General features: G+C 58.5%; 18 protein-coding genes and 1 pseudogene. 4 read left to right on the forward strand and 15 right to left on the reverse strand.

The features are described from left to right. Positions 1–8 precede the first annotated feature (8 nt). From WGT02_RS26640 to WGT02_RS26670, 7 genes are all read right to left on the reverse strand, one after another. Positions 9–512: a nitrate reductase cytochrome c-type subunit gene (locus WGT02_RS26640; RefSeq protein WP_037071157.1), complete on the reverse strand. Its 504-nt coding sequence runs from the start codon at positions 510–512 to the stop codon at positions 9–11. Further along, the gene (gene napA / locus WGT02_RS26645) at positions 479–2,986 is read right to left on the reverse strand and encodes a periplasmic nitrate reductase subunit alpha (RefSeq protein ID WP_040680965.1); all 2,508 of its coding nucleotides are present in this window, start codon (positions 2,984–2,986) and stop codon (positions 479–481) included. The genes WGT02_RS26640 and napA overlap by 34 nt, the downstream gene beginning before the upstream one ends. Further along, on the reverse strand, positions 2,961–3,245 hold the full coding sequence (locus tag WGT02_RS26650) for a chaperone NapD (RefSeq protein ID WP_024317534.1): 285 nt from the start codon (positions 3,243–3,245) through the stop codon (positions 2,961–2,963). The genes napA and WGT02_RS26650 overlap by 26 nt, the downstream gene beginning before the upstream one ends. After that, on the reverse strand, positions 3,238–3,741 hold the full coding sequence (locus WGT02_RS26655; RefSeq protein WP_208247495.1) for a ferredoxin-type protein NapF: 504 nt from the start codon (positions 3,739–3,741) through the stop codon (positions 3,238–3,240). Before WGT02_RS26655 ends, WGT02_RS26650 begins: the two co-directional genes overlap by 8 nt. 7 nt (positions 3,742–3,748) lie before the next feature. Further along, the gene (locus WGT02_RS26660) at positions 3,749–3,943 is read right to left on the reverse strand and encodes a periplasmic nitrate reductase, NapE protein (protein ID WP_024317535.1); all 195 of its coding nucleotides are present in this window, start codon (positions 3,941–3,943) and stop codon (positions 3,749–3,751) included. Positions 3,944–4,204: 261 nt separating this feature from the next. Further along, a complete protein-coding gene (locus WGT02_RS26665) occupies positions 4,205–4,462 on the reverse strand; it encodes a hypothetical protein (protein ID WP_225040103.1) in 258 nt (85 codons plus the stop codon). Between the two features lie 213 nt (positions 4,463–4,675). Then, a complete protein-coding gene (locus tag WGT02_RS26670; protein ID WP_263623096.1) occupies positions 4,676–4,810 on the reverse strand; it encodes a hypothetical protein in 135 nt (44 codons plus the stop codon). A 187-nt stretch (positions 4,811–4,997) separates the two neighbouring features. On the opposite strand from WGT02_RS26670, the gene WGT02_RS26675 reads away from it, so the two are divergent. Further along, a complete protein-coding gene (locus WGT02_RS26675) occupies positions 4,998–5,873 on the forward strand; it encodes a Hint domain-containing protein (RefSeq protein WP_037070053.1) in 876 nt (291 codons plus the stop codon). A 555-nt stretch (positions 5,874–6,428) separates the two neighbouring features. On the opposite strand, the gene WGT02_RS26680 is transcribed toward WGT02_RS26675, so the two are convergent. From WGT02_RS26680 to WGT02_RS26715, 8 genes and pseudogenes are all read right to left on the reverse strand, one after another. Continuing rightward, the gene (locus WGT02_RS26680; protein ID WP_024316746.1) at positions 6,429–6,833 is read right to left on the reverse strand and encodes a PAS domain-containing protein; all 405 of its coding nucleotides are present in this window, start codon (positions 6,831–6,833) and stop codon (positions 6,429–6,431) included. A gap of 95 nt (positions 6,834–6,928) precedes the next feature. After that, entirely contained in the window at positions 6,929–7,240 is a 312-nt protein-coding gene (locus tag WGT02_RS26685) for a helix-turn-helix transcriptional regulator (protein ID WP_024316747.1), read from the reverse strand. 468 nt (positions 7,241–7,708) lie between these two features. Next, positions 7,709–7,989, reverse strand: a pseudogene (locus WGT02_RS26690) (transposase); the annotation flags it as partial. A gap of 511 nt (positions 7,990–8,500) precedes the next feature. After that, entirely contained in the window at positions 8,501–8,653 is a 153-nt protein-coding gene (locus WGT02_RS26695; RefSeq protein ID WP_225040101.1) for a type II toxin-antitoxin system Phd/YefM family antitoxin, read from the reverse strand. A 44-nt stretch (positions 8,654–8,697) separates the two neighbouring features. Next, the gene (locus WGT02_RS26700; protein ID WP_024316749.1) at positions 8,698–9,681 is read right to left on the reverse strand and encodes a L,D-transpeptidase; all 984 of its coding nucleotides are present in this window, start codon (positions 9,679–9,681) and stop codon (positions 8,698–8,700) included. 577 nt (positions 9,682–10,258) lie between these two features. Further along, positions 10,259–11,302 carry a glutathione synthase gene (locus WGT02_RS26705; protein WP_024316750.1) on the reverse strand — a complete coding sequence of 348 codons (1,044 nt, stop codon included), beginning with the start codon at positions 11,300–11,302 and terminating at the stop codon, positions 10,259–10,261. After that, positions 11,303–13,189 (reverse strand): flavohemoglobin expression-modulating QEGLA motif protein, encoded by a 1,887-nt coding sequence (locus WGT02_RS26710; RefSeq protein WP_024316751.1) that lies wholly within the window; start codon positions 13,187–13,189, stop codon positions 11,303–11,305. Continuing rightward, positions 13,186–13,884, reverse strand: coding sequence for an N-formylglutamate amidohydrolase (locus WGT02_RS26715; protein WP_024316752.1), 699 nt, complete (start codon positions 13,882–13,884; stop codon positions 13,186–13,188). The genes WGT02_RS26710 and WGT02_RS26715 overlap by 4 nt, the downstream gene beginning before the upstream one ends. A gap of 1,406 nt (positions 13,885–15,290) precedes the next feature. Between WGT02_RS26715 and WGT02_RS26720 the strand changes: the two genes are divergently transcribed. The 3 genes from WGT02_RS26720 to WGT02_RS26730 all read left to right on the forward strand — a co-directional run bounded on the left by WGT02_RS26720 (position 15,291) and on the right by WGT02_RS26730 (position 23,749). Next, a complete protein-coding gene (locus tag WGT02_RS26720; RefSeq protein ID WP_339151233.1) occupies positions 15,291–21,518 on the forward strand; it encodes a HAMP domain-containing protein in 6,228 nt (2,075 codons plus the stop codon). Between the two features lie 10 nt (positions 21,519–21,528). Next, complete coding sequence (locus WGT02_RS26725) at positions 21,529–23,205, forward strand: response regulator (protein ID WP_208247497.1); 1,677 nt, start codon at positions 21,529–21,531, stop codon at positions 23,203–23,205. 352 nt (positions 23,206–23,557) lie between these two features. Further along, entirely contained in the window at positions 23,558–23,749 is a 192-nt protein-coding gene (locus tag WGT02_RS26730) for a hypothetical protein (protein ID WP_082321390.1), read from the forward strand. Positions 23,750–23,911: the final 162 nt, after the last annotated feature.

Consider the following 23,911-nt stretch of genomic DNA (forward strand, 5'->3'; position numbering starts at 1 on the left):
CGTCGTCATCACTCGCTCCCGGCCGGCTTGAATCCCAACTCGCTCATGTCTCGGAAGGTGTTGTTCACCAGCGGCCGGACGTCCGCCTGCGGCACGTGGCAGGCGGTGCAGAAGTAGCGCCGCGGCGAAACGTCGGCGATCATCTGGCCGTCGCGCGTCATGTAGTGCGTCACGCTGATCATCGGGGCGCCGGAGTCCTGGATGAACTCGCGCTTATGGCAGGACATGCACCGGTTGGCATTCACCGACAGCTCGTAGCCTTCGATCGAATGGGGGATCACCGGCGGCTGGTCGGGATAGGCCCGCATCCGGCGCTGGTCGTCGACGATCCATTTCGGCAGCGGGCCTGCGGGGCCGGTCGCCATCGAGGGTGTCCGTCCAACCAGCTGGGGCGCCGTTGAGACTATCACCTGGGCAATTGCGGTCGTCGCGACAAACAGCAAAAGACCTGCCGCGACCGCCATCCATTCGGGCCGCCTCAAACGAAGACGGGAACAATCTTGACCGCGCATTTTTTGTAATCCGTCTGTTTGGAGATGGGATCGGTGGCGTCCAGAGTAACCTTGTTGATCAGCTGGCTGGCATCGAACCAGGGGACGAAAATGACGCCGGGCGGCATACGGTTGCGACCACGGGTTTCGACGCGCGAACGGATCTCGCCGCGCCGCGAGACGATGCGGACCTCAGCGCCCTGATTGATGCGGCGCTTGCGCGCGTCCTCGGCATTCATGAAGACACGCGCGCCGGGGAATGCCTTGAAGAGCTCGGGCACCCGCATCGTCATCGACCCAGAATGCCAATGCTCCAGCACGCGGCCCGTCACCAGCCAGAAGTCGTACTCCTCGTCCGGGGACTCGGCCGGAGGCTCGTAGGGTACTGCGAGGATGACCGCCTTGCCGTCCGGCTGGCCGTAGAAGTTCACGCCTTCCCCCGGCTTCACGAAGGGATCGAAGCCCTCGCGATAGCGCCACAGCGTCTCCTTGCCGTTGACGACCGGCCAACGCAGCCCGCGAACCTCGTGGTAGGTGTCGAAGGGTGCGAGATCGTGACCGTGGCCGCGCCCGAACGTGGCGTATTCCTCGAACAGGCCCTTCTGGATATAGAAGCCGAAGGCCTTGGCCTCGTTGTTGTCGTAGTCCGGATTGACCTCGCTGAGCAGAAAGCGGTCGACCTGGCCATTGCGGAAGATCACCTCAAACAATGTCTTGCCGCGATATTCGGGATTGGCATCGAGAATATCGGCAGGCCAGACCTCGTCGGTCGTGAAGCGCTTCGAAAACTCGGCGATCTGCCACAGGTCCGACCTGGCCTCACCTGGCGCCTGGACGAGCTGGCGCCAGAGCTGGGTGCGACGTTCGGCGTTGCCGTAGCCGCCCTCCTTCTCCACCCACATGGCGGCCGGCAAGATCAGGTCGGCACTCATCGCCGTAACCGTCGGATAGGCATCGGAAACGACGATGAAGTTGTCCGGGTTGCGATAGCCCTGCCAGGTCTCGTTGCTTGTATTGGGAGCAGCCTGGATGTTGTTGTTGACCTGCACCCAGTAGAAATTCAGCTTGCCGTCCTTCAGCATGCGGTCCTGCTGGACGGCGTGATACCCCGGCTTGTCGGGGATGATGCCATTCGGGATGCGCCAGATTTCCTCTGCACGCTCGCGATGCTCGGGATTGGTCACCACCATGTCGGCCGGAAGCCGATGGGCAAAAGTGCCAACCTCGCGTGCCGTCCCGCAGGCGGAGGGCTGCCCTGTCAGCGAGAACGGACTGTTGCCGGGCTCCGATATCTTTCCGGTCAGAAGGTGAATGTTGTAGACCATCTGATTGGCCCAGACGCCGCGCACATGCTGGTTGAAGCCCATCGTCCAGAGCGACATCACCTTGCGGTCGGGATCGGCGTAGAGCTCCGCCAGTTGCTTGAGGAACCCGGGATCGACGCCGGACAATTCGGCCGCCTTTTCAAGCGTATATTCGGAGACGAACGCCTTGAAGGTCTCGAAATCCGAAGGTTCCATCTTCGTTGGATCGGCCGAATTGGCAGCGTTGATTTCCATCGGATCGTCCGGCCGCCGGCCGTAGCCGATATCGGTGACGCCGATGGCGAACCGCGTGTGCCGCTCTACGAAGTCCTGATTCACCCGGCCGGTCTGGATGATGTGGTTGGCGATATAGTTGAGGATCGCCAGATCCGTTCCCGGCTTGAAGATGATCGGAATGTCCGCAAGGTCCATGCTGCGGTGGGTGAACGTGGAAAGTACCGCGACGCGAACATGTGGATGCCCGAGCCTGCGGTCGGCAACGCGCGTCCACAGGATCGGGTGCATCTCGGCCATGTTCGAGCCCCACAGCACGAAGGCGTCGGCATGCTCGAAATCGTCATAGACGCCCATAGGCTCGTCCATGCCGAAGGTGCGCATAAATGCGTAGGCCGCCGATGCCATGCAGTGCCGGGCGTTGGGATCCAGATTGTTGGAACGGAAGCCAGCCCGCATGAGCTTGGTTGCCGCATAGCCTTCGAAGATCGTCCATTGTCCCGAGCCGAACATGCCGATGGCCGTCGGACCCTTGTCCTTCAGCACTTTCTTGCACTGTTCGGCCATCACGTCGAAGGCCTCGTCCCAGGTCACCGGTTCGAACTCGCCATCCTTGGCGTAAACACCGTTGCGCTTGCGCAAGAGCGGCTTCGTCAGCCGATCCTCGCCGTACATGATCTTCGAGAGGAAATAACCCTTGATGCAATTCAGGCCGCGATTGACCTCGGCCTGCATGTCGCCGTGCGTGGCAACGACCTGCCCTTCCTTGACGCCGACCATGACGCCGCATCCGGTCCCGCAGAAGCGGCATGGTGCCTTCGACCACTTGATCTGAAGCGCCTCGACGCCGCCCGGCACCGGCTGGGCGGCAGCGGGAAGTGCTATACCCGCCGTCGCGGCGGCAATTCCGGCGGCGTGCGCCTTCAGGATGTCACGTCGCGTCAGTGTTCCTGTCATCGCCCATCTCCTCTGTCTCGACATGCTCGAAAACCATGTTCGCAGCGATCACGCCCTCCAGGAGCGATATGCGCGACAGGCACTCGCCGAGCATGCCCGTACTCGTTCCCTCGATCACGACGACGATCTTGCCGTCGGCATGACCATGAACTTCGACATTCTCCATAGCGGCGAGTGCCGAAAGGACAGCCTCAGTACCGAATGGCAGGGTCGCAATAACCGCACTCGATACGTGATAGCGTGTTCTGTTTTCAGACATCGGTCTCTTCCATGCTCCGGGGCTCGATTGCGATCGCGCCGACCGGACAGATGCCTATGCATCCGCCGCAACCGCTGCAGATATCGAAGTCGAGTTCAGGGGCGAACGGGCCACCAATGCGCGGGCGGAAGCGGATGGCGTGTATTGGACACGCTTCCGCGCATGACTGGCAGGCGATATTCCGCTTCGCCAGACACTCAGGGCTAATGACGGCGCCGTGAGGAAATTGCTCGATGTGTGATGACGAAAATACCGGTTCCGGGCATGCCTGCCTGCACTCATCACAGAAGGTGCACTCGCCCAGAGTGAAATCGACGAACGGCAGTCCGTCGGCGAGATGGATTATGCCGGTGGGACATCGCTCTTCGCACAGCCCGCATCCGGAGCACGCCTCGATGAGCTTTTCAACAGACGTTCCAGGCGGGCAGACCCTGACATGAACTGCCGCTCGATTGCCTGAAAAGAACTGACGTCTTGAGATTTGTTGCGGAGCCATGGGCGTCTCAGTGCGCTGCTGGCGGCCCTGGAGGGCCGTAGACGACTTGGAACATCCAAACCAGGAACCCGTATCCTCCGACGACGCCTATCGCCACCAGCGGCCAAATTCCGAATGCCAATATGAGAAAAAGAAGCAGCTCGAGCCGCCGCCGGGAACGCGGGACATCGTTGCTTGGCACTTTCTGCGCAAGTTCACGCATCCGCGGCCTCCTCGCAACCGAGAATAACATAGGTCGGTTGTCATGGGTAGCGTGGCTTGCATTCTGCGCAACCAGACCGCGCGATTTTGAATTCAGTCGCTATTTCAGGTGCCGCAAAGGGAATGGCGGCCAGTCAGTCCGCCTCTATGACCATACCGCAGTGAGCTAGAAAATCTCGGGCATCTTTAGCGAGACTTCCATCCATGACGCGAGCGGGGCGATAGTGTTCGCGAGCAAAGGCAGTAGAAACGATTGCTCAGTCTAATCCATCAGCAGGCGGGTAAGACTTTGCTCGTCCCGCACGCCGTCTTGATAAAAGTGCAGGATGGTGGACGCCAGCTGCTCTCGCTCCCCATTGGACATGGGCCGCTGCCCAGTCAGCCTATGAAATACGCGCTCGCACAGCGCTACGTCATCGTCCTGCAACGGTGCCTTGGTCGCCGCAATCAAACTCCGGATCATGTTTTGTCTGCCCTCAAGTTCTATAAAAATTAATAGGGCTGCACTACTGACCGTCAAGCGTGTGATCGTCGACAAAAGATCCGATTAGGGTTCAGGCGTTGGGGTATCAGCGCCGACAGGCGATCATTTCCGTGCAGGCTCATGACGGTTCACTCACCTGGGAGGAGCCCCACTTATGGATTGTTTGTCGTTCTTGATGTTTCGAAACGTAACGATCAGCATTCATGCGATGATGCTGGCGGCGCGCAGCCCGCAGAAAAGATTGGGATGCTAAACGAAGGTCGCCTTGAACACAGCGATGAAGCCACCGATGGCGACCACTGCGGCCAAAGCCATCGCCATGATTAAGACGCCATTGACGACCGGCCCGTTCTTGCTTGGATGATTGTTATCGACCACGCCCACTGCCTCTCATATCGTTATGCTCCTCCCGTTCTCACCCGCGAGGTATCTCTCGCGATCGATCGCGACGTATGCGCCACTGACTTTGCATACCACCTTTTGAGTAGGCATTAGCGCTATTCTGCGAAGTTCAATGCAATGCAACTTATTGTACCATGGAGCAGTATTACTCTTTTCAAAGGAAGCCAGCATGTTGTCGACGGAAGATCCAAAGCTGCCAGGCAATACCGCGCGCAGGCATTTTCTGGGTGTGGCCGCCGCCGCCGGTGCTCGTTTCGCAAGCGTTGCGGCCATCGCCATGGCAGTTTCCTCTTCCCCTGCGCACGCGATGGGCAGGCGTTGGGGGCGCGGTGGTTCTGGTGGACGCGGGCATGGCAATTCTGGTGGCAGCGGGAATGGCAACTCTGGTGGCGGCGGTGGTGCGCATTGCTTCTTGCGTGGGACATCGATCCTCACGGATTGCGGTGAAAAACGTGTCGAGGATCTTCGGATCGGCGATCGCGTTGCGCTTCCGGATGGGGATATACGGCGGATCAAGTGGGTCGGTCGCCAAGTCTTCAAGAGGAGTGGCGCGCGCTGGCATGACGGCGTCGTGCCGGTCCGAGTCTCGCGCCATGCGCTGGATGAGCATACGCCACATTCCGATCTCTACCTGTCGCCTGGCCATGCGCTGCTCCTGAACGGTGTTCTGATCCGCGTCAAGGACCTCGTGAACGGCACGACGATCGCGCCAGTCGTTCCTGCCAACGACAGGTCGATCGAGTACTATGCCGTCCTGCTCGATACGCATGAAGTCATCCTTGCTGAAGGCGCTGCGGCCGAGACTTTCCATCCCTCGGACAACAGTCACGAAAACTTCTCCAATTTCGCGGAGTACGAACGCCTTTATGCCGGTGAGGAGCGCGGTCCGATGACGTCTTATGCGCCGGTTGTCGGCGAGGAAGGCGGCTGGACGCATTTGAAGGCGCTTCTCCTGCTTGGCGCTTCGCATTGGGTGCCGACGCGCCACCCATTCGAGGATGCCTGCGAAAAGATCAACGCGCGTGCCAAGGAGCTGTCGGTCTGACACGCGACGGGCTGTCGTCGTCTTCGAACTCAACCGTTCAAAAAAAGACCGGCATGCGGAACGTGAGGTTCCGCGATGCCGGCTGGAGATCGGGCTGAAGACGAAGGGACGATACCTCCAGCCATCGGGTCATGGTCACCCGGTGGAGGCAATGTCTGTCGTTCGACCTCTGGCGGCGTAGCTTCAACCTCCCGATGCTGCTTTTCTTTCATCACGTGAGACCTCGTGTTCGAGCCGTCGGTCGACTAATCCTCGACCTTGCGCGAGGCGTCATGAGCCGTCGGTGAGCACACTTGCTCGGCGAGCAGACGCTGCCTCACCTCAAAGGGTCGCGGCCGCAAAGGGTCGCGGCCGCGCCATTGCCGTGGGCTGCACTTCGGGCCGGATAGCAAGACGAGCAGAGGCATTCTTCACGGCGCCTAATGAGACATGGAGCACGCGCCTCGTGAAGGGTGATCGAGCGCTTCAATATGATCCCGACCGACACACGGGCGGCATCGGAGGGCAGGCCGCGACAACCTGCAGGTCGATAGGTGCAAGACCCGTTGCGCTACGCTAGTGGGACCTATTGTCTGGCAACGTCTCGGCGGGCACGACAATACCGGCATAGTGAACGGGAACGTCGTCGCGATCGCGAAAACACCGGCCGAACGCACATACGGGGATATAAGTGCCGTCCTGATTAAGGACGCGATAGTTCTGCACCGTGGGATGCTGGGCAACGATCGCGTCGTTGATTTGCTTGGCCAAGGTCGGCGCATCCTGAGGATGGATGCGCGCCATGTAGGTCTGTAGTGGCAGACCATGTTCCGTTTCGTCAGGTTCCAGACCAAACAAGGAGGCAAGCGCGCTGTCCGCATAGACAAGATTGCTCTTGAGGTCCCATGTAAACAATCCAGCATCAGGCATCGGCTCGCCTGATATCTGTGTGGAAAACAGTTGATCGCCTCCGGGTATCATAGCCGTTCCTCAAAGACCGCTTTGCAGAGAAGATGGCGCAGCCCACATTCTTCCGCAAGTTGGCACTTCAGAGTAATCGGCCACTCTCCAGAAGTTTAGCTAGCATTCCTCAGCGTGGCGGTCGATTGATCATAGATTTCACCAAGGGTCGCAAGGATTTTTCGGACACCGTAGTGGGTCGTCGAATAGTAGATCGTCTGCGCGTCACGCCGCGTTGTTACAACTTTGCCTTCACGCATCCTTGCCAGATGTTGGGAAAGGGCCGACTGGGAAAGGCCAACTCTTTTCGCTAACTCGCCGACGTTTAGCTCATTATCCAGGAGCAGCCCGGCAATTAGGAGCCTCTTTTCGTTTGCCAGAAGCGCAAGCAGCCTTGCCTCATCATCGAAGTTTTTATCATTGGGCATTTCAAGAATTCACCTAACTTTGAAAATTGGCGCTTACTTACACGTAAGATGGTGAAATTGATATCGCGCATTGATCGAAATTGATTGATCGACTTTCGGTGAATACGCGCCCCCGCGTAACTCAGATGCGCAGACGTGCGAAACGGTCAAGATTGAGCTCGCAGCCGTCATGTGACGCTTTCTGCAAATCGATAGGTTCGTGACCTCGTCTCCACAGTTTCAAAGTCGTCTATTGGGCCATTCCTACGATGAAAGCCGTCGCAGAAGTTCCACGATTTCGCGTCTGCGACGATTTCGCTCCGATCGCCACTGCGGGCTCTTGCCGACGCACATGCAAGGTGGCCCGACGAGGCGGTGCCAACGCGATCAATCTTACGCCTGTCTTGCGCGTAAGCGCTCGGCGTAACCGGCGTCCAAATGCCCGACGCCAACGGGCAGCATTCTTTCGGGGCCCTCACGCAGCTCGTCCTCATTAAGCTTCTGGCGGAGAATTTCGGCGGGCGTTCGATAGCCGAGGCATTTGCGCGGCGTTGCGTTGAACTGATCGGAAATCTCCTTCAAGTCGCGGTCGGTGATCGACAGCGGATCCTCTCTTGAAAGCCATTCCCTGGCCCGCCTATTGGTGTTTTCGACGTGCCCTTTTGCCAAGGCGACTTGGATCACAACCGTGTCTGGGTTCGGATGCTGGCCTGAAGGTAGGGCCAGTCAGTGAACTCGGTGCCACGGTCGAATGTAATTGAACGGCGGGCGAAGTGGAGGCGGGAAGGAGAGCGCGAGGGGAACGCGCACGGACCTACCCTCAATCGGTTCGGCTGACTCTCGCGCTTGGCTGAGCCAGGAAAGGCTCGAAGGCTGCTGCGATCTTTGCGAGAAATCCCTTGCTGAACGATCCTAACACCTCTGCATTCGGATCAAAGTAAAAGGACTGTTCGGCTACGTCGTGATTGAATTCAGAGACGGTAATCCATGCATCTTTCCACTCACGGATTCCAGCGCGGCGGCATTCGAGTTGTGGAATCTCCAATGCGGTTGATCGGAGCGGGGCGGGGTGCCTGAGACAGCCCGTAGGATAAGGTTTGTCCGGTTGCCTTTCGGGATTGCCAGAACCATGCAAACCGGGTGTGCCTTCCGTCCCTCGGTTTCTCCCTTGTCGCGCTGCCATGTCGAGAGATGAGGGTAGCGGATGATCGAACCATTGGCCGAAGTATCAGCCATCGGTCTCGCTTCCTTCCTGTATCAACCGATCCAGTTCCGGACCGATCAACGCTGCCAGTTCAGGGGGACTTCCTTGGGACCATAGGCCCGGCGCTGATCGCCTTTTTGTTTCATGGCCTCGAAATCGTCGTAGGTCATGAGGACATAGCGGGCCCTGCGATGCTGAGTAATGGCGACCGGCTGGCGATCTGCCGCCATGGTCACGGTCTTAATATCGCGCAGCGATCTCTAACCGAGGCAGTTTAGTTGACGAACGCGACGATCACCCCTGGCCTCACCATCGCTGCCAATTCCTCAACGTCCCAGTTGGTGAGGCGAACGCATCCATGTGATCCGGTCTTGTCGATGAGGGACGGTTCCGGTGTGCCGTGAATCCCGTAAGTCGGCTCCGTCAGATCGATCCAAACGGTTCCGACGGGCCCATTGGGACCGCCTGGTAGTTTGAGAACCTTTTTGTTCTTGCCCTGTTGAAAATTGACCTTCGGGTTGTAGATGTAGGGGGGCATGCGTGCGACACCTTTGACCTTGTGAGTCCCCGAAGGTGACGGCGTTTCTTCGCTGCCGATCGTGGCGGGATAAACAGAAATCAGCAAACCAGCGTCATCGAACGCAAGAACTTGCCCAATGCGTCTTCGCACTTCGATCCGTTTAACCGCACCTTGTTTCGGGTCGCCTGGCATCGCCACGAGGACTGTTGCTCCGACGGCAAATGCCGAGCCAGGATTCAGTCCCTTCAAAAGGTCGATATCCATGTGGAACCGCTCCGATAGCCTCTCCGCAACGCTTGTGTAGCCGAGGTACCTCATCTTGGCCTGCTTGGCGTAGTCTTTTGGAATGTGGTCGACGAGCGCTCTCGCGTCGTCCCGGGAGATCACATAGGGCTGTATGACTGGTCTGTCGTCAGTAAGGAAGCGGATGACTTCAGAGTTCAGCTTTCCATCTGTCGGGATCCCCCGCATGGCTTCCAGCCCAGAAATCGCCTTGCTGACGTTCTCACCATATTGCCCGTCTATTACCCCGGGAGATGACCCTGCGCGATCCAGAAGGACCTGCAGACGAACGATGGCGGGATCTGGTCGAGGCGAGGCATTGGCTGGTCGGTCCGGCGCAATGGCATCGATCGCGGCACTATTGATGGCCTCCGCACCAAGTTCCTGGGCGCTCACGGTGCCGAGCAGGCATAGGCTAAGAGAGGCTGCGAGAACGATCATGTTTTTCATGAGCATCAAATCTGCGGCGGCCGAACTTGTTCCACCGATGAAGACCAGGAATTCCAAACGCAGCGTATCGACCGTACGCTATCGTACACATGTTATTCATTGACGTCTAATATAGCGAAGTTACGATGCGGCTTGTCTGATAAATTGGCGAGGTAAGCGATGCTTGTTAGACGTATCCGAGACACTGATATGGCGATGCTCTCACGCTCCGTCCAAACCTGGTACAAACACTACCGGGCCACCCCTAATGAGAGAGCATCTGAAATGCTTTGCAGTGCGGCAATTAGTCTTTTCAATCAAGGGCATAACACTCAGGAAGAGCTGACGACTTTGTTGATCACGAGGTACCCGGGACCGACCGCAGTGCTGATCAACGCACCGACTTCACGATCCACTCAATAGGCTGCTGCAGCCTCCTCGAGCGTTCCAATGCTGTCAGCGCTGACGATAGGACTGGGGTCCGGCGTCAATTTGCTGATAGGTCGGCCCCGGCGGGTGGAGAGCCAGGGCCGGCCTATTGAGGGCACCATTTGATTGGGGCTGCTCCCAACCTTGCGAGAAGGCGAGGCACACGACCTTGCGATCACAATGTCGCCAGAACGGCATTCGGCAATTGGGAACCGTAAATCTGGCGAATCTTGACCTTGCTTTCGAGCGACTCGATGACCGAGGATGAGAAGTCCACACCGTTGAGTTTCTCGAGGTTCTGAAGCCCTCCCGGCGTGAAGACGTTGATCTCCAAAATCCTGTCGCCAACAATATCAAGACCCACCAGAAACATGCCGTCAGCCACGAGCTTCGGCCTGACGATCTCGGCGACCTCAAGAATTTTGGGCGTGACCTTCACTGTTGCGGCCGTTCCCGCAGCACTGATATTCGAGCGAATGTCGCCTTTCGCCGGAACCCTGCGAAATGCCGCATAGCAGCCATCCTTCTCCAATGGCCGTCCGTTCATGACAAACAGCCGAACGTCACCTTCGACCGCGTCCGGTAGATATCCCTGAGCGATGAGGTATCCTTCATCGCTGACCGCTTCAAAGATCTGATTGAGGTTGGATTCCTTACTGGATTTGATCTTGAATACGTGTCTTCCACCCGATCCCTGCAGGGGTTTGAGAATGACACCTCGTTTTTGGCTGTCGATGAAGGCTCTGATCTCGTCCAGGCTCTTGGAAATGAGGGTGGACGGTCGAATGACCTTTGGGAAATCCTGAAAATACAGCTTGTTCTGCGCCTTCGCCAAGGCGTCTGGATCATTGACGGTCAGCACGCCGCGTTCGACTGCAAGCCGGCCGAACATCGCTCCGACATGGGCTGCCCAGGGGCGTTCGTCGGCATCCAGGGAAGGGTCGTTGCGCAGGAAGAGCACGTCGATCTCTCTTATATCGATCGTTTTGAGATTAGCCTTCTCATTCAGGTCTGCAATGAACGTATCGGCACTCTTCGGCTTGCCTGCGCCCGGAGTGGTGACGCGGACGGCGAGGCTGTCGTCTGGCCTTAGCACAAAATCGCCCGGGGTCGCGTAGCAAACCTCATGGCCACGAGCGATGGCCGCAATCGCGAGGGATGTCGTTGTGTAATAGGAGGTCTCGCTTTCGATGGCGTTCACGAAAAACGCGATTCGCATCTAGATTTCCTTTGGTTGAACCAGGTCGATGGGGCGCATTCCCTGTCTCGCTCTGTCGAGCCGTTCCCGGCCCTCGGCGGTTTCCAGAAACAGCGGGTGGACGGAAGGCGGCTTGAGCAAGCCGCGCGATGCAAGCTCTTCCATGATGGTGAAGTGAAAAGATGCGATCTTCCCCATCCAGAATGGCTCAAGTGCGCCGCCGCGCTTGAGGTGATCGAGCAGTTGCAGCAGGCCTCTCAGGTAGATCGCATCCTTGGCCAGGCCTCCACCGCGGTAGACCCTAAGAGCAAGGTTGAATGCCCCGGAATGCGTAAACTCGTAATCCATGACGAGCCGATGGAACGTTTCAGAAAAACTTGCGCCCGAGAGCATGTTGGCACAGGCGACAACCCTCGCCGCGATCAGTTTGAGCCGTTCAGCGGTCAATCCGCCCGACAGGTATTCGGCGAAAACTGCCAGACCTTCCTGCATTCCTTCATAGCCTGACAGCCCGGAACGAAAAAGCCGCAACCCTTGCGATGAGCCGTTGAAGTAGGTGAGAAGATGAACGCCGATTTCATGCGCAAGAAGCGGCTCCACGCGGCGCTGGTCCATTGCCGTTGCCTTCGATATCAGCAGACGATGATCGGCCACCATCAGGCCAGAGGGAAGATCGTCCCGAAGCTCGATGTCCGCCTTGAAGTCTGGCCAAGCGCGTCGATAGGTTGCGACCATCGCCTCAGCACGTCGCTTGACATAGTGGACATCGGCATGAGGGGCGTTTGAATCCGAACGATCATGTCCCACCGGGCCCTCACCGACAAGCTTCTCAAGGATGGTCTTGGCCTCGCCAAGAAGTGATGGCTCGACGGAGCCGTAGAGGGCCCTGCCGAACTCCATGAAACTTGTGTTCTGGCGCGCAGCGATCAGCGAAAGCTGCAAGTCAACCTCGCGCTGCTTCTCTCGATAGAGATCGTACAGCACCGGGTCTTCCATGTGGTCAAACGAGACCGAGAAAAGTCGTTGCTTGGCATTCTCGATCTGGATCGTCAAAGGGCGGTACAGGAAGGTGGGCACGCCTTTTAACCCGTTCGACTTGAACTCCTGAAACGCCTGCTGTGCATTGATCGGTGTGACGGCGAGGAGAACATCAAATGCCGATGCAATCTCATCGACTCCTCGGTCAACGCGGCCGACAGCATCGATGAAGGCACGTCTGCCCAAGGATCGGTAGGAAATCGTCTTAACGAGCTTTGTCGCCGCCATGAAGGCACCGCACGACCGCAGTCCGGCGTCAAACAGCGTCGATATCAGCTGATCGCGCAGCTCCGGGTAAATCTCTCTTGACTCCGGGGTTCTATAAATTGGCGCAAACTCTACAGAAACGACTTCGCAACCGGATAATGCGGCAAGTTGACCGTCGATCGTGGAGGGCGGCGCACTGCGCTCCTGCACGCGCGGCGTGCGGAACCTGGCTTCACTTTCCATGATCGCCTTCGACAAGGCTGCGCCTGCCGCTGCCGCGTGCTCAGATGACCAAACCGAAACCTCAAATGGCGGCAGATAGGGTGCGTCGTCGGTCAGGAATCTGTCACGCTCAAGCTCTCCGCTTCGAATAATCAGGAAGCAACCAAATCGCTCGACGGCGACAGCGGTGACGGCTTCGACGATTGGCACCACCTGCTGGGGATCGGTAGCGAGGAGATAGGAAGCGTTGGCCTGGACCATGGCTCTTGCCACATCTTCCGATTTTCCCGTATCGATGTGCACAAAAAGGAAGGGAAGTTGTCGATCAATATGAAGGCGGCCACCTTCAGGTAGCCCCTTTCGGATCGGCTTGTCGTCGCGCAGGCATTGTTCGACATCGCGCAGCCAAGTGTCTTGCACCACTGAGGTCTGCCGCGTCATGGATGGCGCCTCAGACTTCGCTCCAGAAGTGGGACGGCTGCGGATATGGCCTCACGCAATTCACGCAGCACAGCCTTGTGCGGTTGCCCCGTCCACTCATCCATGAAGATCTTCTTGAATTCGATGGCGATCGCACAGCCTGTTTTTGGAAAGTGCTCGTGAACGAACCGTGTTTGCTCTCCCTTGCCTTGGAAGGCGATATTCTCACGCACATCCAACGGCCTGCTGCCAGCCTTGAAGGATCGGAAGTGGTCCATTAACGGATCAACGACGTGTGCCCATCGGCCTCGATCCATGGAGAAAGTACCGATGTTGACGTCTGGTGCCAGATCGGGATCGGTCAGCGTGTCCGGATCTGCGCGACGATGGTTATAGCTATGAACGTCGAGGAGGACAAATTCCCCGTGACTTCGCTCGATACCTTCTAGGAAGCAGCGAAGCATTGCGTAGTAGTCGTCATGGATCATGAGAGACTGGACGTGTTCCGATTGCGGAAGATCGTCCTTCCAGAGCTTTAGCCCCCACGCCTGCTCAGCGCGGAGGTAGACGGCTTCGTCGCGCCTTCGATTGAGATCGATCTCAAATCGAGAACGGTGAAACACAATCTGGTTTGGCAGGTCACCGATAAGAAACGCTGTGAACGGGTCTTCCTCGCGCAGACGCTCAGCTTCGCTCAAAGCGGAAAGCGAACGCAAGCCTGGTCGAACATGGCGACCATCATGGATCGCCGTTCCAATAATAGGAGATTGGCTTCTCTTGGCACTCCACAGCGGACCGAAATCAGAGCCCTTGCCGTTTGGAGCCTCGGTGTCGTTCGTCAGTGATCGCGCCTTTCTGGACTTAGCCTTTACCTAGAGTTGCCGGGACTGCTGCTCGGCCTGCAAGTCACGAAGACGCTCCTCGCATGCCTGACGTTTCTTCCCCCTGGTGGGGAGGCGACCGCAATCGGCGTAGTCGCTTGAGCGACAATCCGCCGATGGTCATTACAGGTTTCTCCGCACATGGTGATCTCCGTGTCGCGAGGACATGCGCGTCCCTCCATGAGAAACTAGATCGGCACTCCACTCCATCAAGACATAGGTCGATCATGAAGCATTCCATCAAAACGCCATCTTCAGGCCGGATGGCTGACTGCTGTAATTTAGCAACGCCTTAATTAAAATCGGGCATTGTAATGGCAAACTCGCGCGGTAGTTGGTGGCGGGCCGGGAAATACGCTTTTAGTTTTGCGTCTGAGGAGTTGGCTGGAGGAGTGGGCTCGCGGAGATTCCCACTCTCCGAAATCGGTACATCGAATCGCTGCGTGAACGCGATATCGCCTGGCGACATGGGTCTTAGCCGATTGAGCGCTTGCGAGCAGTTCGGCGGAGGAGGGGAATGATGAGTGATCGCGCAATAGGCTACCTGGTTGCGGCGGAGGTGTGCTCGCTGTTTTGGATAGGTGTCGGGCTGTTTGCTTTCGGGAGCCTTTCATTCTAGATCGGCGTGACCAGTGCGTGGCTGGATGGCTAAGAAGCCTACCCTCCAATTCAAACCGCCTCGGGAGCCCAATCATGTCGGATCGTTCGCTGCATGTCGCGGCGTCGAGCCGGATTTCATCTTCATCGCCATGGATGTGCGCCTCCGAGCCGCGGTTGCGCTCGAGGATAGTCGCTCGGCTAGGCCTCGGGAGGAGTTCCAGGCAGCGCTGAGGCGATATCAAATCGAGGGCAAGAGGCCCCGACCTTCCGGATCAAAAGAGCGTGCCCAACGAATGCGGCCGAGATGGGTCGGATCTGCGAAGTACACTTGCGAGACCAAATCCGTTTCCTCATCTGTCATCGATCGTTGACCAACAGACCGACAGGATCAAGAAAGCCGTGAGCGCCGCTGGCCGGCGGTCACCCCGCCCGAAGTAGTGCGGTTCTTCCGTTCGTCCGATGGCTTACCATGGAAAGCGTATGACCCGCTACGCCGAATTCGCGAGGGGCAGGTTGATCGGCAACCTATAGATATTGCCTGCCAGCGCTCTAGTTTAGCGCTGATTTAAGGGAGGGATATCGTGAGCAGTTCCAGCGCCATAAGCAGGACGGAAGCAGCCACCAGGCGGGAGGCAAGGGGGATGTCGGCGGAAGAAGCCAGCGCGCTTCTCGACGTCTTAGTGGCGGTGCGACGGGGGGACTTCTCGGTCCGGATGCGCACGGATCTGACCAACATGACCGGCAAGATCGCCGATGCCTTGAACGACATTATCGCTTCCAACCAACGCATGGCCCAACAGCTTGACCATGTGGGCGAGGTGGTCGGACGTGACGGACGGACGAGCACGCGGGTGCGTCTAGGCCTTTCGGATGGCTCCTGGTCTGAAATGGAAGGCTCGATCAACCAGTTGATCGACGATCTGCTTTGGCCAACAACCGCCGTTACGCGCACGATCACGGCTGTGGCAAAGGGAGACCTGCTGCAGACGGTGCCGCTCGATGTCGAAGGACGGCCTCTCAAAGGCGAGTTTCTGCGTTCGGCCGACATCGTCAACACCATGATCAAGCAACTGAACCTCTTTACCTCGGAAGTGACCCGCGTTGCCAGAGAAGTTGGCACTGACGGCAAGCTTGGTGGACAGGCGCAGGTGCCCGAGGTGACTGGCGTCTGGAAGGATCTGACCGAAAGCGTCAATTCTATGGCGTCCAACCTCACGGCACAGGTGCGAAACATCGCTGACGTGACGATCGCGGTCGCCAACGGAGACCTGTCCAAAAAGATCACCGTTGATGTGCGCGGCGAGATTCTTCAACTGAAAGAGGCAATCAACACCATGGTCGATCAGCTGCGATCCTTCGCATCCGAAGTCACGCGCGTCGCCCGTGAGGTCGGGACCGAAGGTAAGCTTGGCGGTCAGGCGCTGGTGCCAGGTGTTGCCGGGACCTGGAAGGATCTGACGGACTCGGTCAATGCGATGTGTGGCAATCTCACCGCTCAGGTCCGCAACATCGCCCAGGTGACCACGGCCGTTGCGCGCGGCGACCTGTCGCGCAAGATCACCGTCGACGTCTCGGGCGAAATCCTTGAATTGAAGGAAACCATCAATACCATGGTGGACCAGCTAAACGGCTTCGCGGGTGAAGTGACACGTGTGGCGCGTGAGGTTGGGACCGAAGGACGACTTGGCGGACAGGCCCAGGTGCCAGGCGTTGCCGGCACTTGGAAGGACCTGACCGATAACGTCAATTCGATGGCCTCCAACTTGACCGCGCAGGTCAGAAATATTGCCGACGTTTCGACCGCGATCGCCAACGGCGACCTTTCGAAAAAAATCACAGTGACCGTTTCGGGCGAAATTCTTGAGCTGAAAGAAACTATCAATACGATGGTCGACCAGCTCAACGCCTTCGCCTCGGAAGTGACGCGCGTGGCAAGAGAGGTCGGCACCGAGGGCCGCCTTGGCGGGCAGGCCAACGTCCGCGGTGTGGCCGGTACATGGAAGGACCTGACCGAGAACGTCAACTCAATGGCTGGAAATCTCACGGCTCAGGTTCGCAACATCGCCGAGGTCTCCACCGCGATTGCCAATGGCGACCTGTCCAAGAAAATCACCGTCGACGTGAAAGGCGAAATCCTGGAGCTGAAGGAAACCATCAACACGATGGTCGATCAGCTGAATGCCTTCGCCTCGGAGGTGACGCGCGTTGCAAGAGAAGTTGGAACCGAAGGCCGATTGGGCGGGCAGGCCAACGTGCGCGGCGTTGCCGGGACATGGAAGGACCTGACAGACTCGGTTAACTCCATGGCATCCAACCTCACGGGCCAGGTTCGCAATATCGCGGAGGTCGCCACAGCCGTCGCTCAGGGCGACCTTTCTAAGAAAATTACCGTACCCGTTTCCGGTGAAATCCTGAGGCTCAAGGAAACAATCAATACCATGGTCGATCAGCTGAACGGATTTGCCGGCGAAGTGACGCGTGTGGCCCGTGAGGTTGGAACCGAAGGCAGACTGGGCGGGCAAGCAAACGTCCTTGGCGTGGCGGGCACATGGAAGGACCTGACCGACAGCGTCAACTCGATGGCAGGTAATCTGACCGCTCAGGTGCGAAACATCGCCGAAGTCTCGACCGCGATTGCCAACGGCGATCTGTCGAAGAAGATCACGGTATCGGTGTCCGGCGAAATCCTTGAGCTCAAGGAAACCCTCAACACGATGGTCGATCAATTGAACCGGTTCGCCTCGGAAGTAACCCGCGTTGCCCGTGAAGTGGGCACGGAAGGCAAGCTCGGGGGGCAGGCACAGGTGCCGGGCGTTGCCGGGACCTGGAAGGATCTGACCGAAAATGTCAACTCCATGGCTTCGAATCTTACCGGACAGGTGCGCAATATCGCCGAAGTGACGACAGCGGTGGCCCGCGGTGACCTGTCGCGCAAGATCACTGTCGACGTCAAGGGCGAGATTCTGGAGCTCAAGAATACGATCAACACGATGGTCGATCAGTTGAACGCCTTTGCGGGCGAGGTGACACGTGTCGCACGCGAGGTCGGTACGGAGGGCAAGCTTGGCGGACAGGCACAGGTTCCCGGCGTGGCGGGCACCTGGAAGGACCTGACCGACAGTGTCAACTCCATGGCCGGCAACCTGACGGCGCAGGTCCGCAACATCGCCGAGGTGGCGACTGCGATCGCCAATGGTGATTTGTCACGCAAGATCACCGTGGACGTGCGTGGCGAGATTCTTCTCCTGAAGGACACGCTGAACACAATGGTGGATCAACTGCGATCCTTTGCCGGCGAGGTGACGCGTGTCGCCCGTGAGGTCGGCACGGACGGTCGCCTCGGCGGTCAGGCGGTTGTCCCGGGTGTCGCGGGAACCTGGAAGGATTTGACCGATAACGTCAACCTTCTTGCCGCCAATCTCACCACCCAGGTGCGCAATATCGCCGAAGTGACAACGGCGGTTGCTCGCGGTGACCTGTCGCGCAAGATCACCGTCGACGTCAAGGGCGAGATCCTGGAGCTAAAGAACACCATCAATACGATGGTGGACCAACTGAACGCCTTTGCGGGCGAGGTGACACGTGTCGCGCGTGAGGTGGGAACGGAGGGTAAACTTGGCGGACAGGCACAGGTTCCCGGCGTGGCGGGCACCTGGAAGGACCTGACTGACACCGTCAACGTCATGGCTGCCAACCTCACAGAACAAGTGCGTGGTATCGTCAAGGTGGTCACGGCCGTTGCAAACGGCGACCTCAAGCAGAATCTGACGGTCGCCTCGAAGGGCGAGGTCGCAGCCCTTGCCGAGACCATCAACAACATGACGAATACATTGGCAACCTTCGCCGACCAGGTCACGAGCGTTGCCCGTGAGGTGGGTGTCGAGGGCCGGCTCGGTGGTCAGGCCAACGTCCCTGGCACGGCAGGCACCTGGAAGGATCTGACGGGCAACGTAAACCTGCTTGCCGCCAACCTGACAACACAGGTGCGCGCGATCGCGGAGGTGGCAACGGCTGTCACCAAGGGCGATCTCACGCGCTCGATCCAGGTTGAGGCGCGTGGCGAGGTTGCCGAGCTCAAAGACAACATCAACACCATGATTGACAACCTGCGTTTGACGACGGAGCGCAACACCGAGCAGGATTGGCTGAAGACCAACCTTGCGCGGTTCACCAACATGCTACAGGGGCAGCGCGACCTGACGCTGGTTGGAAAGATGCTGCTCTCGGAGCTGGCGCCGCTGGTTGGCGCACAGCAGGGCGTCATCTATCAGGTCGAGTCGGACGCCGACCGCCCGCTCCTGTCGCTTCTGTCGGTTTATGCCCAGGGAACGGAGACGTCTCATCCGGTGCGCCTCGAGTTTGGTCAGGGGCTTGTCGGACAGTGCGCCAGCGACGCGAAGGCGATCGTGATCACCGATCTACCGGGCAACGTGGTGCCGATCAGTTCGGGCGTTTTCTCTACTCTGCCACGCAGCGCAGTCGTCCTTCCGGTTCACTTCGAAGGTCAGGTGAAGGCGGTGATCGAGCTTGCTTCGGCCGGCCAATTCACCGAACTGCAGCTGTCGTTTCTCGACCAATTGACCATGTCGATCGGGATCGTCCTCAACTCCATCGAGGCGACCATGCAAACGGAGGGCCTGCTCAAGCAGTCCCAGCAGCTTGCAACCGAACTTCAAACGCAGCAGCGTGAATTGCAGCAGACCAACGAGCAGTTGGGACAGAAGGCCCAACAGCTCGAGGAGCGAAACTTCGAGGTCGAGGCCAAGAACCAGGAAATCGAGCAGGCCCGCCGTGCTCTGGAAGAGAAGGCGACGGAACTCGCCCTGACATCGAAGTACAAGTCGGAATTTCTCGCCAATATGTCGCACGAATTGCGCACGCCGCTCAATTCGATCCTCATTCTCGGCCAGCAGCTCGGCGAAAACCCCGAAGGCAATCTTTCGGCAAAGCAGGTGGAGTTCGCAAAGACCATCCACGGAGCAGGCACGGACCTCTTGAACCTGATCAGCGATATACTTGATCTGTCAAAGATCGAATCCGGTACCGTTTCTGTCGACGCGGAGGAAATCTCGCTCAGCAATCTGTTTGAGGTGATGGCGCGACCGTTCAGACACGAGGCGGAGGATCGTGGCCTCGCATTTTCCGTGGAAATCGCCGCGGATGTCACGAACAGCATCATGACGGATTCCAAGCGCCTGCAGCAGATCTTGAAGAACCTCTTGTCGAACGCTTTCAAGTTCACCGCCGAGGGCGGGGTGACCCTGCGTGTATCGACGGTAACGAACGGCGCGTCGGTGGATCATCCTTCGCTGCAGTCGGCGCCTTGCGTCATTGCTTTCGAGGTCATCGATACAGGCATCGGCATTCCCGCGGAAAAGCAGCGCATCATTTTCGAAGCATTCCAGCAGGCGGATGCATCGACCAGTCGCAAGTATGGCGGCACGGGGCTGGGGCTCGCCATCAGCCGCGAGCTCGCAAACCTGCTTGGGGGCGAGATCCAGCTTCGCAGTTCTCCGGGCGCAGGCAGCACGTTCACTCTTCTTCTTCCGCTCACCTATGCCGGTGCCGGCAGCGCTGCCGCTCGGATCGCGCCTGATCGGACGAATGTGGTACAACTCGCCGAGATTGCCGCAAGCCGGCGCGCCGACAGGCCGCTGGAGCGAATGGAGGACGACCGCGAGGAAATAACAGCCGACGACACGGTGCTTCTCATCGTGGAAGACGACACTCATTACGCGCGGATCCTGATGGATTTGGCGCATGACAATGGTTTCAAGGTCATCGTCGCGTTGCGCGGCAGTGAAGCACTGACACTGGCCAAGGACTACAAGCCGACGGCGATCTCGCTCGACATTTTCCTGCCCGACATGCTTGGCTGGAGCGTGCTCAGCCAACTCAAGCAGAACGTCGCAACGCGCCATATTCCTGTTCAGATCATCAGTCTCGACGAGGATCGGCAACACGGATTGACGCGGGGAGCATTTGCATGCCTCAGCAAGCCGACGACACCCGAAGGCCTGGATGGCGCTTTGTCACGCCTCAAGGACTATGCCAAGCCTCGCCGCAAGCGACTGCTTCTCGTGGAGGATAACGAGGCGGAGCGCGCGAGTGTGGCGGCGCTGCTTGGCCATGATGATATCGATATAGAATGCGTGGCATCTGGCGCCGAAGCTTTGGCCGCGCTTCGACGCGACCCGGCCGACTGCGTTGTCCTAGATCTCACATTGCCTGATATGACGGGCTTCCAAGTCCTGGAGAAAATGGGGGATGACATCGCCATCCGCGAGGTGCCGGTCGTTGTCTTTACCGGCCGCGAGCTTTCTCCGGAGGAAGACAGCCGCCTGCACGGTATGGCCCGCAGTGTCGTCGTCAAAGGTGTTGAATCGCCCGAGCGACTGCTGGACGAGACCGCGATTTTTCTCCATCGCGTCGTCGCCGACCTGCCCGAAGCAAAGCAAGTGATGCTCGAGGCCCTCCACAGCTCGGACGAGGATCTTGTCGGCGAAACGGTACTGCTCGTCGATGATGATGCGCGCAACATCTTCGCGCTCAGCAGTGTGCTCGAGCGGCGTGGCATGAAGGTCCTGACCGCCACAACGGGCAGCGAGGCGATCGATGTGTTGAACAACGCGCCCGCCGTCGCGATTGTCCTGATGGACATCATGATGCCTGGCATGGATGGCTATGAGACGATGGAAGTCATTCGCTCCCAGCCGCGCTTCCGGCGCCTGCCGATTCTGGCACTGACAGCCAAGGCAATGAAGGGGGACCGTGAAAAGTGCCTCGAAGCGGGCGCTTCCGACTACCTGGCAAAACCAGTCAATACCGAGCAACTGCTTTCGGCACTGCGCATGTGGCTGCATCGCTAGGGAGATCGTCGTGGATACAGTCAACATTCTCCTCGTGGACGACCAGCCGTCGAAGCTTATGAGCTACGAGGTCATCCTCCAAGACCTCAGCGAAAATCTCATAAAGGCGCAGTCCGCGCGGGAGGCGTTAGAACACCTGCTGCGCACCGACATTGCCGTAATTCTCGTCGATGTCTGCATGCCCGAGCAGGACGGCTTTGAACTCGTCAGCCTGATCCGGGAGCACCCACGTTACCAGAGTACTGCCATTATCTTCGTATCGGCCGTCATGATGGCTGAGCCTGACTGGCTACGTGGATACGCAGCCGGCGCAGTCGACTATGTGTCGGTTCCCATCGTCCCGGAAGTTTTGCGGGCAAAGGTTCGCGTCTTTACGGAGCTCTATCGCAAAACAAGAGAGCTTGAACGGCTGAATGCAGACCTCGAGAACAGAGTGCGTCAACGCACAGCCGAACTGGAGGCTTCCTCCACACAACTGCGTCAGTTGAATGAGGAGCTCGAGCACCGTATCGAGCAAAGAACACGTGAGCGCGAGGAGGCGCTCGCGCAATTGTTCGAAGCCCAGAAACTGGATACCATTGGGCAGCTTACCGGGGGGGTGGCGCACGACTTCAACAATCTTCTGATGGCGATCCTCGGAAGCCTCGGCCTGTTGAAGAAGTGGCTGCCAGAAGACGCTCGCGAACAGCGACTGGTAAACAATGCAATTCAGGCAGCCGAGCGCGGCGCCGCCTTGACGCAGCGACTGCTGGCATTCGCGCGACGGCAGGAGCTGAAGCCGACCACCGTCGATTTTCTGCGGTTGTTCGATAGCATCGAGGATCTTCTGAAGAAGGCAGTCGGGCCGGGCGTCGACGTGAAGCTCGATCTCGCACAAGACATTCCCAATCTCCTCGTGGACAGCAATCAGCTCGAGCTTGCCTTGCTCAATCTGTTTATGAACGCACGCGATGCAATGGATGGTGCAGGCACAATCACTCTGGTCGTCGACGCCGATCAGGTCGGTTTGCCAACGTCCATTGGTCCTGGACGGTATGTACGCATATGCGTGTCCGATGACGGCGCGGGAATGGATGAAACCACAGCGGCGCGTGCCACCGAACCGTTCTTCACGACCAAAGGCCCTGGCAAAGGGACCGGATTGGGACTGTCGATGGTGCAGGGACTGACGGCCCAATCGGGGGGTGCCTTCGCATTGACAAGCAAACAGGGGACTGGCACGTCGGTATCTCTCTGGTTGCCGGTTGCCGACCGCGCGGACACAACGGCACAGGCCGACCTGGAAGTCGCAGCCGACGCCGACCTCCGGGCGGGTGGCGATCTTTCCGTGCTCGTCGTCGATGACGACCCGTTGGTGAGCATGGGTACGGTGGCGATGATCGAAGATCTCGGCCACGTCGCGGTCGATGTAACGTCCGCCTCCCAGGCGTTGGAATTGCTCGCGCAAGGCCAGCACTTTGATATCGTCATAACCGATCATTCGATGCCGGGCATGACCGGTGCAGAGCTTGCCCGCATGATTTTTTCTTCATTCCCGCAACTTCCGGTCGTGCTTGCATCGGGATATGCAGAGCTTCCCGATGAACAGGGCCTTGCCGAGTTGGTGCGGCTGACGAAACCATTTACCCAGGAGCAACTCCGGCAGGCGATTCATCGAGCAATCGGTCTGAGACCGTCGGCGGCATGAGTACTCCACTTCCAAAGTGTGGAAGGCTTGCGTGACGAGCGGGGCGACACGGGCGGGCCGACCTGGACGACGATTGATTTGCCAATTGGCGCCGGTGGAACGAAATCCGCCGTGTGTGCCGCTGAGGCGGAAGGCCTGATAGTACACGGACGGGGCCGCAGAAGCGGGCTTTTTCATAGGGGATTGAGCTTGTGGCTGCGTTTCTGCAAGATGGTGACCGTTGTTTTTGCCATCCCTGTCCTGATCTCTGAGCACAAACGATGCCAGCAAGGCCAGCGGGGTCAATTTTCTAAGCCAGCCGTCGATTGCTGGAACCACCCCACATGGGTATCGTTTCGAAGGGCAAAGGAGAATTCCAACGCCTACGACAGTTCCCACTCCCGAAGAAAACCCGACGTCCGCGCCAGGCGTTCCTGATCGAATCAAGGACAAGCCGCCTCTGAGGCCGGCCGAGGATCCTTCCGATACAAAAAATCCCAATGAAAATGATCCACCTCGTGATCCGGCACTTCTGCCCATCGGCGACCTGGCCGGGGCGGCCTGACCAACACACTCGATTGGCCGTCACGATCGGAAAAAAGGCCCGCCGAAGCGGGCCAACTAGAAGATCCCGACAGGGGACCGGAGCCGGAGACTCCAGCCATAGAATTAGGCGTGCCTAATGAAGAAAGTGTGACATCCTCGTTGGTGAGACATTCGGCAGGCA

Source organism: Rhizobium sp. T1470 (assembly GCF_042140505.1).
GTDB lineage: Bacteria > Pseudomonadota > Alphaproteobacteria > Rhizobiales > Rhizobiaceae > Rhizobium > Rhizobium favelukesii.